The 14,773-nt window shown below is 47.0% G+C and carries 13 protein-coding genes and 1 riboswitch; of the genes, 8 read left to right on the forward strand and 5 right to left on the reverse strand.

Features of this window, described 5'->3' with window-relative positions:
• Positions 1–59 precede the first annotated feature (59 nt).
• Complete coding sequence (locus ABDZ76_RS13325; RefSeq protein ID WP_343806317.1) at positions 60–3,221, reverse strand: autotransporter family protein; 3,162 nt, start codon at positions 3,219–3,221, stop codon at positions 60–62.
• A 344-nt stretch (positions 3,222–3,565) separates the two neighbouring features.
• On the opposite strand from ABDZ76_RS13325, the gene ABDZ76_RS13330 reads away from it, so the two are divergent.
• The 8 genes from ABDZ76_RS13330 to ABDZ76_RS13365 all read left to right on the forward strand — a co-directional run bounded on the left by ABDZ76_RS13330 (position 3,566) and on the right by ABDZ76_RS13365 (position 9,641).
• The gene (locus ABDZ76_RS13330) at positions 3,566–4,279 is read left to right on the forward strand and encodes a SapC family protein (protein WP_343806319.1); all 714 of its coding nucleotides are present in this window, start codon (positions 3,566–3,568) and stop codon (positions 4,277–4,279) included.
• A gap of 2 nt (positions 4,280–4,281) precedes the next feature.
• Positions 4,282–4,947 (forward strand): GNAT family N-acetyltransferase, encoded by a 666-nt coding sequence (locus tag ABDZ76_RS13335; RefSeq protein WP_343806321.1) that lies wholly within the window; start codon positions 4,282–4,284, stop codon positions 4,945–4,947.
• Positions 4,940–5,188 carry a phosphopantetheine-binding protein gene (locus ABDZ76_RS13340; RefSeq protein WP_343806323.1) on the forward strand — a complete coding sequence of 83 codons (249 nt, stop codon included), beginning with the start codon at positions 4,940–4,942 and terminating at the stop codon, positions 5,186–5,188. Before ABDZ76_RS13335 ends, ABDZ76_RS13340 begins: the two co-directional genes overlap by 8 nt.
• The gene (locus ABDZ76_RS13345) at positions 5,185–6,432 is read left to right on the forward strand and encodes a cytochrome P450 (protein WP_343806325.1); all 1,248 of its coding nucleotides are present in this window, start codon (positions 5,185–5,187) and stop codon (positions 6,430–6,432) included. The genes ABDZ76_RS13340 and ABDZ76_RS13345 overlap by 4 nt, the downstream gene beginning before the upstream one ends.
• A gap of 1 nt (position 6,433) precedes the next feature.
• Complete coding sequence (locus tag ABDZ76_RS13350) at positions 6,434–7,279, forward strand: SDR family oxidoreductase (protein WP_343806327.1); 846 nt, start codon at positions 6,434–6,436, stop codon at positions 7,277–7,279.
• An 8-nt stretch (positions 7,280–7,287) separates the two neighbouring features.
• The gene (locus ABDZ76_RS13355; protein ID WP_343806329.1) at positions 7,288–8,964 is read left to right on the forward strand and encodes a fatty acyl-AMP ligase; all 1,677 of its coding nucleotides are present in this window, start codon (positions 7,288–7,290) and stop codon (positions 8,962–8,964) included.
• Positions 8,965–9,067: 103 nt separating this feature from the next.
• Entirely contained in the window at positions 9,068–9,277 is a 210-nt protein-coding gene (locus tag ABDZ76_RS13360; RefSeq protein ID WP_343806331.1) for a hypothetical protein, read from the forward strand.
• Between the two features lie 37 nt (positions 9,278–9,314).
• On the forward strand, positions 9,315–9,641 hold the full coding sequence (locus ABDZ76_RS13365; RefSeq protein ID WP_343806333.1) for a c-type cytochrome: 327 nt from the start codon (positions 9,315–9,317) through the stop codon (positions 9,639–9,641).
• A 37-nt stretch (positions 9,642–9,678) separates the two neighbouring features.
• Here the strand turns inward: ABDZ76_RS13365 and ABDZ76_RS13370 are convergent, their stop codons facing one another.
• From ABDZ76_RS13370 to ABDZ76_RS13385, 4 genes are all read right to left on the reverse strand, one after another.
• Positions 9,679–10,452: an ABC transporter ATP-binding protein gene (locus ABDZ76_RS13370; RefSeq protein WP_343806335.1), complete on the reverse strand. Its 774-nt coding sequence runs from the start codon at positions 10,450–10,452 to the stop codon at positions 9,679–9,681.
• On the reverse strand, positions 10,449–11,450 hold the full coding sequence (locus ABDZ76_RS13375) for a FecCD family ABC transporter permease (protein ID WP_343806337.1): 1,002 nt from the start codon (positions 11,448–11,450) through the stop codon (positions 10,449–10,451). The genes ABDZ76_RS13370 and ABDZ76_RS13375 overlap by 4 nt, the downstream gene beginning before the upstream one ends.
• On the reverse strand, positions 11,443–12,243 hold the full coding sequence (locus tag ABDZ76_RS13380; protein WP_374844663.1) for an ABC transporter substrate-binding protein: 801 nt from the start codon (positions 12,241–12,243) through the stop codon (positions 11,443–11,445). The genes ABDZ76_RS13375 and ABDZ76_RS13380 overlap by 8 nt, the downstream gene beginning before the upstream one ends.
• A gap of 122 nt (positions 12,244–12,365) precedes the next feature.
• Positions 12,366–14,264, reverse strand: a complete 1,899-nt coding sequence (locus tag ABDZ76_RS13385) for a TonB-dependent receptor plug domain-containing protein (RefSeq protein WP_343806341.1) — start codon at positions 14,262–14,264, stop codon at positions 12,366–12,368.
• 149 nt (positions 14,265–14,413) lie between these two features.
• Positions 14,414–14,661: riboswitch (cobalamin riboswitch) on the reverse strand.
• Between the last annotated feature and the right edge of the window lie 112 nt (positions 14,662–14,773).

The raw sequence follows: 14,773 nt of genomic DNA on the forward strand, positions 1-14,773 counted from the left end.
AAAGCGGGGCTTTTGATAAAGCCCCGCTTTCAACTCTGTCTAAATTCGGGTTTTAAAACCTACCACTTCACTCTCACACCAAGTGTACCCTGGTAGTTATAACTGTCGCCGAAGTTCTTGAAGCTGGTATTGACCGATCCTTCGCCATAGATCGAATATTTGTCATCATCCCAATTGTAAGAACCACCAAAGCCAATGCCACCCCAGAAGCGTTCGCTCTTATTGATGAAGTCTTCTGTCGAAACACGAACCTTCGTGCCACTCAGGAATTCATTATAGAGATTAACAATCCCATAGACAGAGCTGCGATCGGTCATACCTTGCGCATTCTGCCACGAGTTTTGATAATCAACACTCAAGCCCAAACGAGCACGCAAACTATCGCCTTTTTTACGCGAAACATCAGCACCAAAAACATCGGTAAAGTCGCTGAAATCAACATTCGAATATTGCAACTGTGCCTGTGGCGTTAATGACCAATGTTGATCGAGTGTAAAGCGTTTGCCAACTTCCGACGACAGAGCATAGCCAAAGCCATTATTTTTGCCGTCTTTTAGCTCTGACTTGCCACCTGCATAGCTCAAATCACTGCGATACCATGTCAATTGTGCCTGATTATCGACATAGAAGCCGTCATCGCCAGCCCATGTCAGCGTAGCACCAAAGCCATAGCCATCGGTTTTAATACGGCCACGACCAAGATCGGCGTCATAAGGTGACCAGATACTGGCAAGGCCATGGGTATAATGAACAGTACCACCAGCAATCAGCTTGCCCTGTTCATTTTCATAAACCATGCCATCAAGGCCAGCCTGCATTTTGTAGGCATTAAAGTCATAATCGGCATCAGTCGTTGAGGTATTCGGTTCCATCTTGGTGTGAGCGCCTTCAATGCGACCCCAGACACCATTGGTCTGCGTCAAGCTTCCCGCCTCTCGGGCTGGCGCATAAGCTTCAACCGCATCCGCGCCCTGTGCAATCACCATATTACCGGCATTTTTCCAGTAGCGATTACCCACACGTTGCTGCATGGTTGGCAGATTATTCAAACCAAGCAAGAATTGCGGATAGGCTTCATAAACCGGAATACCAGCCTGATAACCTTCATCCTCTGTTTCTGAACGCAGATACCAATGACCATTGGTCGGCTCTGAAACACTGCCTTGATGTAATTTATATGTATGGGCACCAGCAACAACAACGCCCACTGATCGACGGGTATAATTGCCGATCAGTTTAAACTCACCATCAGACTGACCATCCACTTGGATGATTTTGATACCTTCTACTGTATCAGCACCTTTTCCGCCAATGTTGCGAACGGCAACAGTAGAGTTGCCTGATGTATTGCCAGTGATAATTAATCGATCAGCTTTGGAAGTGTCATCACCCAACACGGCATCGATCAAAACTCCGCCACCATTGCCGGTATAATTGCCTTTAACAGTCAGCGTACCGATTGAAGCTTCACTATTACCAAATGCTTTACCAGGTGCAATGATGCCCCTATTTTCAACATTCCCAACAGTTCCAACGCCTTCAAGCATACCACCGGTAAGTTTTACATCAGCCCCTGATATATCCTTATTGATCTGTAAAATACCAACATTCTTGATATTTATATTACCGGTAAATTCCAGTTGATCTTCTTCAAAAATCGTACGGCCGCTTATCGCCTCAATCGTACCTTTGCCCTTCAATTGCAAGGTTTGAGCACGTGACGGACCATCCATAAATTTGGCGTCAAATTTATCGAAAACATAGTCTGTATTGGTGTGATTAAAACGTACCAACCCGGTACCTTCGCCAAAGACAATATCTTTGGCCATCAATCGGCCGGCCGTAGTAGCAGCTGCGCCTTCTTTACCGCCGATGTTTAAGGTGCCGGCACCGCCAGCCTCTTTTGCTAATACCAACGAACCATCAGCTTTGTGGTCTTGTAAGGCGTAAGCAAAAACATACTCATCATTCACCCGCGGTTCAGAATAACGGAACGTTGCGGTACCAATTCTGACGACACCATCGTCAGCAATATTGAGTGCACCATGACCGCTTTCGCCAACGTAAAGGTTAGCTGAAAGGGTATCAATATCCTCATAATCATCACTAAGATTACCAGGTTTCCAATCCGGAATTTCCTGACCATTCTCATCAATGTTACGAAACAAATCCTGAAGAGTAATACCTGACTGATACCAAACAGAGCCTTTACCAGAAACGTTTATCTCACCTGTCCCGCCATTTATTCCAAGTTTGGTATAATAATCGCTCCAGTCAGTCGCCGGATCAGTAGGATCCTCCCCCCAAGACAAGACCCTACTATTCACATAGCTGTGAACTTTACCGCCGCCCAACACGTTTACAATGCCTGTTCCCGCATCATTACCTAGTGTTAAACCATTAGCCAGAGTTGCCAATGGTGCATCACCTCTGTTCGCAGAGCCGCTGCCAACGACATTAAAGACACCAGTACCACCACCGGTTCCAACTATCAGCTTCGTACTATCTTCATCTGTCCACACAGTACCATCGGTAAACTTACCACCTGACAGCACATTCACCGTACCATGACTGCCGGCACCCTGGCCGATTGTAATATTGTCGCGATTTTCAAAGCCCAGTATACTGCCCTGCACATTGACAACGCCGGTGCCGCCATTTTTACCAATGGCCATATCATAGATACTCAGTAAAAATGCTGGCTCAACATGGGCACCTTCAGAAATATATACCGGCCCTTCCGGTGGTAATTGGCCTGCATCCTTGCCAGTGCCAATAATATTAAACTCACCATTACTGCCTTGGCCATCACCAACGGTTAATGTTTCAACATCCACACGAGAAAGAGCGATTTCATCAAAAACAATATTTAGCTTACCCTTACCGCCCGCTTTGCCAATAACAGTATTATCGCCAATTCCGACACCAACCTCCCGCCAATTGTCATGCTCGGGTATAAAATGGATTGTAACATCCGCATCTGCACCAGCGACTACGCCAACCTGATCAATCAGCTCGAGATCGTGACCTCCATTATTAGCATCAGACACGCCAACAGGCTTGCCAAAATTAACGACAGAGTTGTTTCCTTGCGGCCCTTGGCCATCACTCCAATTTCTCGGATCAAAAAAATCATTACTAACCGCACCCGTCCACTCATTTGCCTGAACCGATGAAACATGACTGAGTGAAATCAAAGCAAGTCCAGCTGATGCCAGCAAATACCTTCTTCCGCGCCTTATGACGGACAGACCCTTAGTATTAAAAAACTGTTCCCCATTATGCATCGCTAAAGGCTCCCCGCTCCATAGACAAATCAGTGGAAATATAGAATCAAATTACATCTAACTTTTAAAAAAGGAATCCCTCACACCTCATATTTTTTGCCTTCACGATTGTTTACTATCAAAATAAACGCTCATAACTTGATTTCTTCTATTGATTTATTTCAAAAAAATTGAATGATATAAAATGCTTAACAAAAAGAAGTCGATCTAATCTTTCGCCGGAAAATTAACCATATTATTCTTACAATAATAGAATTAAATGAAGGAATAAGAGACGAATGGACCATCATCCTGACCAGTCAATACTGAATTCGTCCATTCCTCTCTGTGCAGAAGCGCATAAACATTATGGTCTTCTGCAAGTAAAAAAACCTGCCGAAATACCTAGTTCTTCCTTTGCGCCAATCGCTTTATTTGAACTCGCTGAGGCTGTCCGCAGTCACCCTGTTTTCTTTCTTGGCAATGAGACAATAACCCCTGTAGTCATTACCGGTATCAGCCCTGCAAATCAGTTGATGTATCAACCGGTTCTTCATCGGCTATATCCATTTTCATTGCAAAAACTATCTGATCAGAATGCAGCTGCACTTGTGTTCGACCCCAATTGTCAACGCATGGTGCCATGCACCACACATACAGATGCGATTGCGCTTTTTAGCGCTGACGGTCAGCCAACAGAGATGTTGCAGCTTATCATCAACACCGCCGTGCAACATTATACCAGCCAGAAACAAGCAGAAATCTTTGCCAATGCTTTGAAGGAAGCCGGCGTTTTGAGTGTCAGCCAGCTTGAATATACGCATTCAGAAAACGGTCAGGACAAGACTCTACGCTTCTATATGTTAAATGAAAAAGCTTACCGCGATTTACCAGCGAACACTGTCCATGCATGGTTTAAAAAAGGTTGGCTCGATGCCGCAAGCCTCATTTTAATGTCGCATGCGCATTGGTATCAACACCTCAACAAATCACAAAATCAAAGGCAGGCATAAAGATGACTGTCGTTAAAACCGCCATCAAACCGATCATTGTTCCGCTACCAAACCTTGATGAGGGGCAAGCTAAACTCAAACCTTCGCACAGCCCCGTTTACATTGAAAGCGGCGATTATATTGTGCGAAGTCTCAAAGACACTGATGCCAGCGAAGAGCTTCTCGGCTGGCTTAACCGTGCAGACATGCTGCGCGGGCTTAATCTTAGCAAAGTTGATTTTAATCTTTCGCAGCTTCGCGCCTTCATTGCCGGCTTTGATAATTACCTGCATTTCATTCTCGGCATCTTCAACCGCAGCGATGACCGTTTAATCGGCTTCTATACGATTGACGTCAACAGAACCCATAAAACCGGAAGCCTTACAACCGGCATCGGCGACACGTCAGAGCGCGGTAAACGCACCTTATGGGCAACCATTGATGCTATTCTTGATTATTTTTACGCCGAGCGTGACATTGAAAAATTCACCGCCCGTATTCTGGCACGCAATTATGCAATGTTGTTCAACTTTAAAAACAATACACGATTTGTGCTGGAAGCCCATTTGAAAGATGAATGCCTCGCCCCCAACGGCAAACGGGTAGACCTGTTGATTTTCGCCTCATTTAAAAATCCGCGCACCCAAGTCCATGCTCTTCCAACCCGTGAGACAAAAACAGATGACTGATAAAACCACCGATTATCTGCAAGCCACCAAAGACATCTTGGCAGGCTGTCTGTTTATTCCGGCAGAAAGCATTGCTGATGATGCCAGCATCAGTTCTTTAAGTGATGTTGATAGTCTGGCTTTTGAATTGATCGTTCTTGAAACTGAAAAATTCATTGGCCATGAGGCAGATCCGATTGCCTTGCTTGATATGCAAACCGTGCAGGATATGGCTGCACTTTTGCAAAAAGAATGTCAATGAGCCTGTCCTCCACCATATGTGAGCAGCTGTATCAGCTTGCACATGATAAAAACGGCGAGAATGTTGTCACCAATTTCAACGGTGTGGATGTGCTTATCATTCAGCGCCACGAAGAAGCTGACCATATTCTGCGTCTCAATGCTGCCAATTATCGTAAAAACATGGCTTGGTTCCGGCTTGTTTTTGGCCCCTCCCGTTTTTCGGAAGACGGCCATCCATGGGCGATCAGGCGTGAACTGACGCAAAGCTATTTCAGCCGTTTTGACCGCGAGCGCACCTTTCAACTTGCGCAGTCCTACGCGCTTGAAGCCGTTGAAACCCTCATTAAACAAAGTGAAAAAAGCACATATATTGACGACGGCACCATGCGCGCCATGACTGCCAAAGTGCTGGTCGAAAATTTCTTCGACATCAAGCTCGATGATACAGATATTGATTTGGGCGTACTCGCCGAATTTATGGAAGCTGGTTCAGATTATTCCTTTGTGCCACAGGGAAAAACCACTGATCTCTACCGTGAGCGGCTCATGCAACTGCCGGAGTTGCGCCGTAAAATTTTGCACCAACTCGGTTTTTTCCGCCGTCCGGACGTGATCCGGTCACCACTCCTAAAAGACCTGCTTGCAGCCGATCAACGTCAAACCGACCGTGTCGTTCTCGAGCATGAAATGATGACTTTTATGGCAGCAGGCGCCGAGACATCTGCCGCCACCATGAGCTGGGCTTGTTATTTACTCGCACTTTATCCGGCCATGCAGGAAGAACTACGAGAAATTGCGCAACAGTTTTGGAAAGCGAACGAACAAAGCTGGAAGGCACTTTCTTCACTTACCCCTTTAGCGCGCTTTATCTCGGAAACATTGCGGCTCTATCCACCCACACCAATTGTTGCCCGTTATGCGATTGCAGATGATCATATCAATGCAACGCCCATTCCGGCCGGACAAAATGTGATGGTTTCCTTCATCGGTATTCAGCATGACAAACGCTTACGCACGGATCCGTGGAAAATTGATTTAACCGGTGATCGCGCACATATTTCTGACGGCAACACCATGGCTTTCAGTATTGGCCCACGCGTTTGCGGTGGCAAGCATTTTGCCCTTCTCGAACTGATTACCTTCTTAAGTGTATTTCTCACCAAAGCACGGTTTGAGCTTACCTCAGATGAGCCACCCGCCTATCTTTGGAAGTCGCAAATGCTGCGCCTTGGTGGCCAGCCGGTTCGGGTGAGTGCGCTTTAACATGACAGCAACAATTGCAAAAACATGGGCAATCACAGGTGCAAGCAGCGGCATAGGCCTCGCCGTTACACAGCAATTGCTGAAGCAAGGCAGCAAAGTTGTGGCGCTTGTCCGAAGCCCGCAAAAGCTTCAATCGCTTAAAAACCAATATGCCGATCAGCTCATTATCATTGAGCTTGATCTGAACCAGACAGAGAAAATTGCGTCTACCATTCAGGCGGCCTTTAACGCAGCGGGCAGAATTGATGTGATTTTAAGCGCTGCGGGCTACGCATTGGTGGGTGCTGCCGAAGAATTGAGCGAGGCAGATATTACCGCTCATATTGAAGCTAATCTGCTCGCACCCATTTTTATTGCCAAAGCAGCATTGCCGTTTTTACGCCACCAAAAACATGGCCACATCATGCATATTTCCAGTGAGGGCGGCCATATTACCTATCCTTCTGCCAGTATTTATCACGCCAGCAAATGGGGCGCAGAAGGCTTTTTTGATGCTTTGGCTAAAGAGGTACAGGCACTTAATATTGCAGTCACCCTGATTGAACCCGGGCGCATCAAAACCGGCTTTGACGAACATGCACATGTCACCGATATTGCGATTGAAGATTATCGTAAGAGTGCAGTCGGCGCTTATTTCCGTCTGCTGGCTATGGGACGTTTTCCAATGATCGGCGACGCAGAAAAAGTTGCCACTCGCATTATTGAAACAAGCACAATGCCCAAGCCCGTTTTACGTTTGGTGCTGGGCAGTGACAGCTATAAAAACATCACACGCGAAACCCAAAAACGACTGGATAGCTTCATCGCGCAAGCAGAAACTGCCGCACAAACAGATGCTGAAGATTGAAATAGACCATGGCCGCGACACCTGAAATTCCATTTTCCAGCACACAACTTGCACAGCGTGTCGGTGATTTCGATACCATTGTGCAAGCCCTAGATTATGCAGCTCAAGGCACAACCGGCCTTTGTTTTTATGATTCAAAAGGCATATTGCAACAGACTGCTTCATATCAGAACTTGCGTGAAAGGGCACGATGTGCAGGCCGAAAACTCAACGGACTTGGCTTAAAACGCGGTGACCGTGTCGCGATCATCGCCGATACATGTGCGGAATTTTTTACCCTTTTTTATGGCTGCCAATATGCAGGGCTGATTGCCTGCCCGCTCCCCCTTACGATCTATTTAGGCGGAAAATCAGCCTATATCACCCGCATTGCAGGCTTGCTCAAAGCAGCCGATGCCAGACTTTTATGCCTGCCTGATGCTTTGGACGCATTAAAAGCAGAATTTGCTACAGTTTCACCTGTGCAAAGCCTATGTTTTTCAGAAATAGAGAGCCTGAAAGAGCACCAAGACGCTGAACCATTAGGCGCTAATGAGCAAGCCTATATCCAGTTTTCATCCGGCTCCACCAGTGAGCCAAAAGGCATCATGATTTCGCAACACGCGATCTCGCATAATGCCCGCGCTATTTTGCGTGAATGTATCCGCATTTCGCCGGAAGATCGCGCCTTTTCATGGTTGCCGCTTTATCATGATATGGGGCTTGTCGGTTTTTCCATCGCGCCGCTTTTTGCGCAAACAACGGTTGATTATATCTCACCGACAAGCTTTGCCCGCAGGCCGCTTTTATGGCTGCAATTAATAGCACAAAACCAATGCAGCATCACTTATGCGCCGGTATTTGGCTACAAGCTTGCCGCATCCCGCTTCAAACAACAAGAAAACCAGTTTGATCTCTCAAAAATTAAAGTCGCCGGTATTGGCGGCGATATGATCCATGCTGATCAATTGGAATTATTCAGCCAGACATTCGCACCAACAGGTTTCAACAGCCAGAGTTTTACGCCCAGTTATGGCATGGCTGAATCCACCCTGCTCGTTGCCTATCGCCATGGCATTAAAACCGACCAGATCAACAAAGATGCCTTGGAAAAAGATCAGATTGCTGTGCCGGATCAAAATCCCGTCACCAGCCTTACTTTGACGATCTGCGGTCATGCCTTACAAAATCACAAGCTCTTTGTTGGTGATGCAAATGGCACACCAAAAGCAGAGCGACATATCGGCCATATTTACATTGCGGGGCCAAGCCTGTTGTCAGGCTATTGTAATAGTGAGGCGGATTCAGGCGATTATCTCGATACTGGCGACATGGGTTATCTGTGCGCGGGAGAGATTGTTATTACCGGTCGATATAAGGATATGATTGCCATTAATGGTCGTAATATCTGGCCGCAAGATATTGAAAATACTGTCAACCGCCTCGAAGGCTTAAGCAATGCCCGTGTTGCATGTTTTTCGGCCAATGAAAATGGTCAGGAAACCGTTATCATTCTGGTTGAAAGTGTCCTTACCGACCAAAACGCAAGCGATGAGTTGATTGCTCGTATTAAAGCAGCGATTAATGCCAGTGAAGGGATTTCAACCAAAATTCAGCTGATACCGCTCAAGACATTGGAATATACATCATCGGGCAAGCTTTCGCGCGCTCGTGCGCGTCAGTTTTATCTCTCGCAAGGGCGGTAAGTGCTTAAAAGTATGGTGCGCCATTTATATGGATTGCTTCCTTAGAGATATTTGTGCTGTATCAGCTTAAATTTATTCTAAGCACTTATATTGGATGACGTTCATGTCCACTAAACTTTCAGCTCTTGAAGCTGCCTCCAAATATCTCTCGCCGGACGACAAGGCAGAATATTTAAAAATCAAACGGACAATGGAAGCCTCCGGTGCCTCACGCTCAAAAATTGAAGAGCGCCTGCACAACTTCATCTGGGAAATCATTGAATCCGATGATGACGACTATGAAGATGATGAAAACATCGACGACGACAAGTAAACACCTTGTTAAGCAAAAGGTTTTACACATAAACGCCATGATCAAAACACTTGTGACCACTTCTGTTTTTTCTGCTCTTATCAGCCTCGCTTCTGCGGCATATGCTGATGAGCAGATCGATTACGGCAAAAAAATCGTTGAAACAAACTGTTCCGGTTGTCACGCAATCGGCACAGATGACAAGAGCACCCATAAGGATGCACCTCCTTTCCGCACGCTTTCCAAGCGTTATCCGATTGACGCCTTGGCAGAAGCATTTGCCGAAGGCATTTATGCCGGCCATCCGGACATGCCGGAATTTGAAGCATCACCAGAACAAATCGATGCTATTCTGGCTTATATGAGCAGCATTCAGCAAAAATAATCAAAACGGGCGCGGCATTAGCTGGCGCCCGTTTTAATTAACTCTGAACGACGGTTTCCGGCTGGATGTAAATCCGACCGCCTTTATGGCTGATATCAGCCTCAATTTTATAAACATTGCGCAAATTCTCCGCTGTCAGCACCACTTGCGGTGTGCCGTCAGCAATAATGCGTCCTTTTTCCAGCATGATCAGCCGCGTGCAGCGATGCGCAGATAATGACAGATCGTGCAAAGAAGCAATGACCGTTTTGCCCGTCTGAGCCAGATCAGCAAAACATTGCATCAGGCTCAACTGATGCGCCGGATCAAGGCCGGAAACCGGTTCATCCGCCAAGATCAGTGGTGATCCTTGCGCCAATAAACGTGCAATCAAGACACGGGCTTTTTCACCGCCAGACAATTCCTGCACCGATTTCTTGGCAAATTTAGCCACATCCATCTGCACCATGGCTTTAGCGATCACATCATGATCAATCTCGCTTAACGAAGCAAAAGCCGAACGCTGCATCTGACGGCCAAGACCAACAATTGTTTCCACCGAAACAGGCCATGCTACATCACGTTCTTGCGGCAGATAAGAAAGCCATTTTGCCCGCTCATGATGTGTCATTTTAACGGTCGGCACATCGTCGATCATCACCTCACCACGATAAGCGATGAAGTTCATGATCGCCCGTAAAAGCGTGGTTTTCCCTGCACCGTTGGGGCCAATCAGACCGATAAATTCACCTGACTGCGCTTCAAAACTGATCTGGTTTAAAATGTTTTCGCCACGCAGAGAAACGGATAAGTCGCGTACGTTCAGGGTCACAGCATTTTCCTTCTGTAGCGCAGAACCAGCCAGAGGAAAAACGGCGCACCCACCAAAGCCGTTAAAACCCCTAATTTCAAATCACGCGATGGCGCAATGATCCGCACCGCAATATCAGCCATTAAAAGCACTGCCGCACCACCCAGCGCACTGACTGGCAACAAGCGAGATGGTTGCGCCCCAACAAGCGGGCGCAAAATATGCGGCACGATCAAACCAACAAAACCAATAGCGCCGGAGATAGCTGTTGCGGCACCAACCGCCGCCGCAGTGCCGGTAATGGCAAAAATTTGCACGCGTTTTAAATTAACGCCCATACTAACGGCTGTTTCTGTGCCAAGGGTCAGGGCATCCAGTGCCCGCCCGAGCGAGAACAACATCACCGCGCCAACCAGAATAAAGGGTGCGGCCAGCATCACATGTAACATAGAACGATCAGCCAACGAACCCAGCAACCAGAAAACAATTTCCATCGCCGCATAAGGATTGGGTGACAGATTAAGTGCCAGCGATGTCATGGCTGCCGCGAGCGAAGACAAAGCAACCCCTGCCAAAATAACGGTTAATGTGCCACCATGGCGGCCAGCCAAAGTTTGCACAATCAATACGGAAGCAAAGGCGCCAGTCAAAGCAAGCAATGGCAGCGCCAGCGGAAAGAGTGTCGAAAGACCGGTATAAATAGCAATCACCGCGCCAAGCGATGCAGACGCACTGACACCAAGTAAGCCCGGCTCTGCCAGTGGATTGCGTAAATAACCTTGCAATACGGCACCCGATAACCCCAGAGCACCACCAACCAGAAGCCCTAAAATAGCACGCGGCAAACGGATTTCCCGCATCACCAGCACAACGGCATCGCCTTGTCCGGTTACCAGCGCATGAAGACTATCATAAGCACCGAGAGCTGCGGGGCCGATCAGCAAAGACAGCATAAAAAGCAAAGCCACCAAGATGGCCAGCCCTGCACATAACCAGTGGTAGCGCCGTGTTTCACTCATGTGCAATATCCGATAAAATTTTCACTGCTTCCACCGTAAATGGCCCGCCGCACACGGTCAGACTATCAGGCAAAGTTACAGAAACTGCCTGTTTTTTAATGGCCTGCAAAGCAGGATGTTCATAATTTTGATAAGCTAAAGCTGCACCCTCATAACGCTCGCCCATCAATAAATAATCAGGCTGATGCATCACCAATAATTCAAGCGGCATCTGACCATATCCGCTTAACGATAACTTGTCGGCCAGATTGGTAAATCCTGCATGACGCACCACCGTATCCATCAAACTGCCACGTCCTGACGTATAATTATTGGCATAGTAAAGCGCGATTGTACGTGCACGCTTTTTCACATCAACCTCAGCCAAGCCTTGATCAATCTCTGCAATCAGAGCCTCAGCTCTTTGTGGCTGTTCCAGCAGATCACCAATGCGCTTAATATTGGCGCGAATATCATCGAAAGTGGATGCAGGGCGAAACTCTTCGACCTGAAAACCCAGTCGGCGCAACAAATCAACCGTCGCACGCGCTGTAAAACTGCCCGCTAAAACCAGATCGGGCTTTTGCAGAAATATTTCTTCCGCACGCCCGTGATTAAGTGGATAAGTGGCAGCTTTTTCAAAAAGATATGAGGTTTTATGATCCAATGACAAATATGAGATCGAGGTTAGCTGTTCTTTATCTGCCAGCAACATTGCCAGCTGATCCGTACACACATTAATGGATGCAACTTTTGGCGCGCTTTGTGCAGGGGCAGTGCTACCAAACAAAGCCAATAAAAACGCACCGACCAGCGATGCGCTTTTGCAAAATTCATGACCGGCACGGGATGCACCGGTCAGTTTGCCAATATATGAAAGTACAGTGCGCAAATTACGATGTCTTTCTGCACTCTTTGATGAAGGTCTGCGATCAATTAAAACGAACGGGTAAAGCCCAGGCTCATGGTTCGGCCTGGCATACGATAGCCTTTTGCTGTTTCATATTGTTTGTCAAAGATATTCTCTACAGAGAACTTGATCTGTGACTGCTGATCAAAAGCATAGAGCGCAACAAAATCCGCCGTAATATAACTATCAAGTTTATTTTTATTCGCTTCATCTGAATAACGTGACGAGCCGTAAAGAACGCGCGCAGTCAGATCAAGTTTCTCATCTGGGCGATAGCTAATCTCACCTGTAGCTTTAAACCGGTCACGGTTGGGCAGATAATTACCGTAATTTGCATCACTTCTGTTGATCGGATCCCGCAGATCTATACTGGCTTTCACAGCCCATTCATCATTAAACTGATGCGCGACAGTTGCTTCTACACCACGAATGCGCGCCTTTTGAATATTAAACGGATGCCATACATTCGTAACCGGATCTGGAGCCCATGCAATCTGATCTTTAACATCATTTTGATAAAGTGCTAAATCAAAGCTTGTTTGCTGACTGGCCTGCCAGTTCAAACCAATTTCAAACGAACCGGATTTTTCTGCCTTGAGATCAGGATTACCGGAATATGGGTAATAGAGATCATTAAAGGTAGGAGCGCGGAAACCCGTCGCATAAGAGCTGCGCAAGATAAGATCCTGCACGACTTCATAACTCGCACCAATATTATAAGTAACCTTATCACCAAATTGCTGATTGTGGTCATAACGCAGACCTGCATCAATCAACAATCCAGCATAATCAATCGAATATTGAGCGAAAAGAGCGCTCAAATTGCGGTGCGCTTCATCATAGGCATCACCACTAACCGAGCTGCCATTAATTTTTTCACGATAGAACTCACCACCAGCAACAATAATTTGCTGGGTTTTATCGGTATTGAATGCCTTTTGCGTGGAAGCAAAAATACCATAACGTTGTGTTTTAAACGTATCGCCATCGACTGAAGCGCGGAATTGTTTTGCTTTATCCAATGAGCTCGTCAGCTCAATGGTCGAGAACCAATCATCGCTATGATCGATACGTGTCCCAAAGCGGCCAGAGAAATTATGCGTGTCGGCAGAGTCGGGCGCTGTTGTATTGTAGCCATCATAATGATTGCGACCACGGGTATAAAGCCCGTCAAGATAAACCCGTCCCCACTCGACATCTTTGGCCAAAGACAGATTGACGCTTCCTTGTAGAAAACCGTCACGATCGTTTTCTGTTGGCGCTGTAGTAAAATCATAGCCTTGCGTACCAAGAATACTGGCACCCAAACCATATTCAATGCCGTTTTCCGCTTTGCCGGAAATATTTCCGGAAGCAAAGCCGCCCCAAGGATGAGTCACGCCCGTTGTCCATGACCCGCAATAGGATTTGCCATTTTCACATGCACCACCCTGTTTGGTGATGATATTAATAATACCGCCCATCGCATCCGCACCATATTGTGCCGAATGCCCGCCTTTGGCGATTTCAATCCGCTCAATTGATGCCAATGGAATACTGGAAAGATTTGGTGTACCGGATGTGGCCGAACTCATACGCACACCATTGACCAGCACAAGGGTCTGGCTGGATGAAAACCCGCGCAAAGACACACCCGAAGTTGCCCCTTGCCCGCCATTGGCGGTCATGGTCACACCAGTATAGGTTTTCAGCAATGATTGCAGATCGGGCGCTGCCGATTGTTCAATGTCTTTTTCGCCAATGACCGTTACGGAGGAAGTAGAGCGCTCCAAAGCACTGGCACGACGCAAAGGCGTTGTCACCGTAATGGTTTTTAAAACAATCTCGCCATTTTCATTCAGTGTCCCTTGTGCCTGAGCGCTCACAGAAAACACAGCCAATGCGCTCACAGCAACACCACTGAGCAAAACAACTTTTCTAAACATGTACGTTCCCCAACAACGCTTGTGAAAAGCCGAACCGACCTTTCGAAATAACCAACCGGTTGTCAGGAAAATTTCATCCGGACGCACGGCAACATTTGTTCAATGTCACCGCCACGGACGACCGCGCATGGACACACCCCGTATCCGTGCATGGGTGACCGGAAAAGGCAGGTCTCCTGACTTCCGGGTCTTCGCGCCTCTTTCACCTTCCCAATGGCTCAACGTCATCAGTGGTTTGAAATGCCAAAATTCTAGCATTTCAGGAAAGATCACTCGCCGGTTACAGTTGCGGGGGCAGCCACGGAATAAGATTCTTCAAATCACAAGATTGAGAATCCGCACCGTGTTCCCTTTTCATCTGCTTTTTATAAGCAGAACCTGTTCCATCTTCGGACGTAGCAAGCATAGCGCATAAATACAACACCCATAATTAACTAAAAATAAACCATGTTGCGTGCCTTTTAAAACAGTCTTCGCACATATTGTCTTAAGCGCCTTGCCGCCTGTGG

Source organism: Paenochrobactrum glaciei, assembly GCF_039522165.1.
GTDB lineage: Bacteria > Pseudomonadota > Alphaproteobacteria > Rhizobiales > Rhizobiaceae > Paenochrobactrum > Paenochrobactrum glaciei.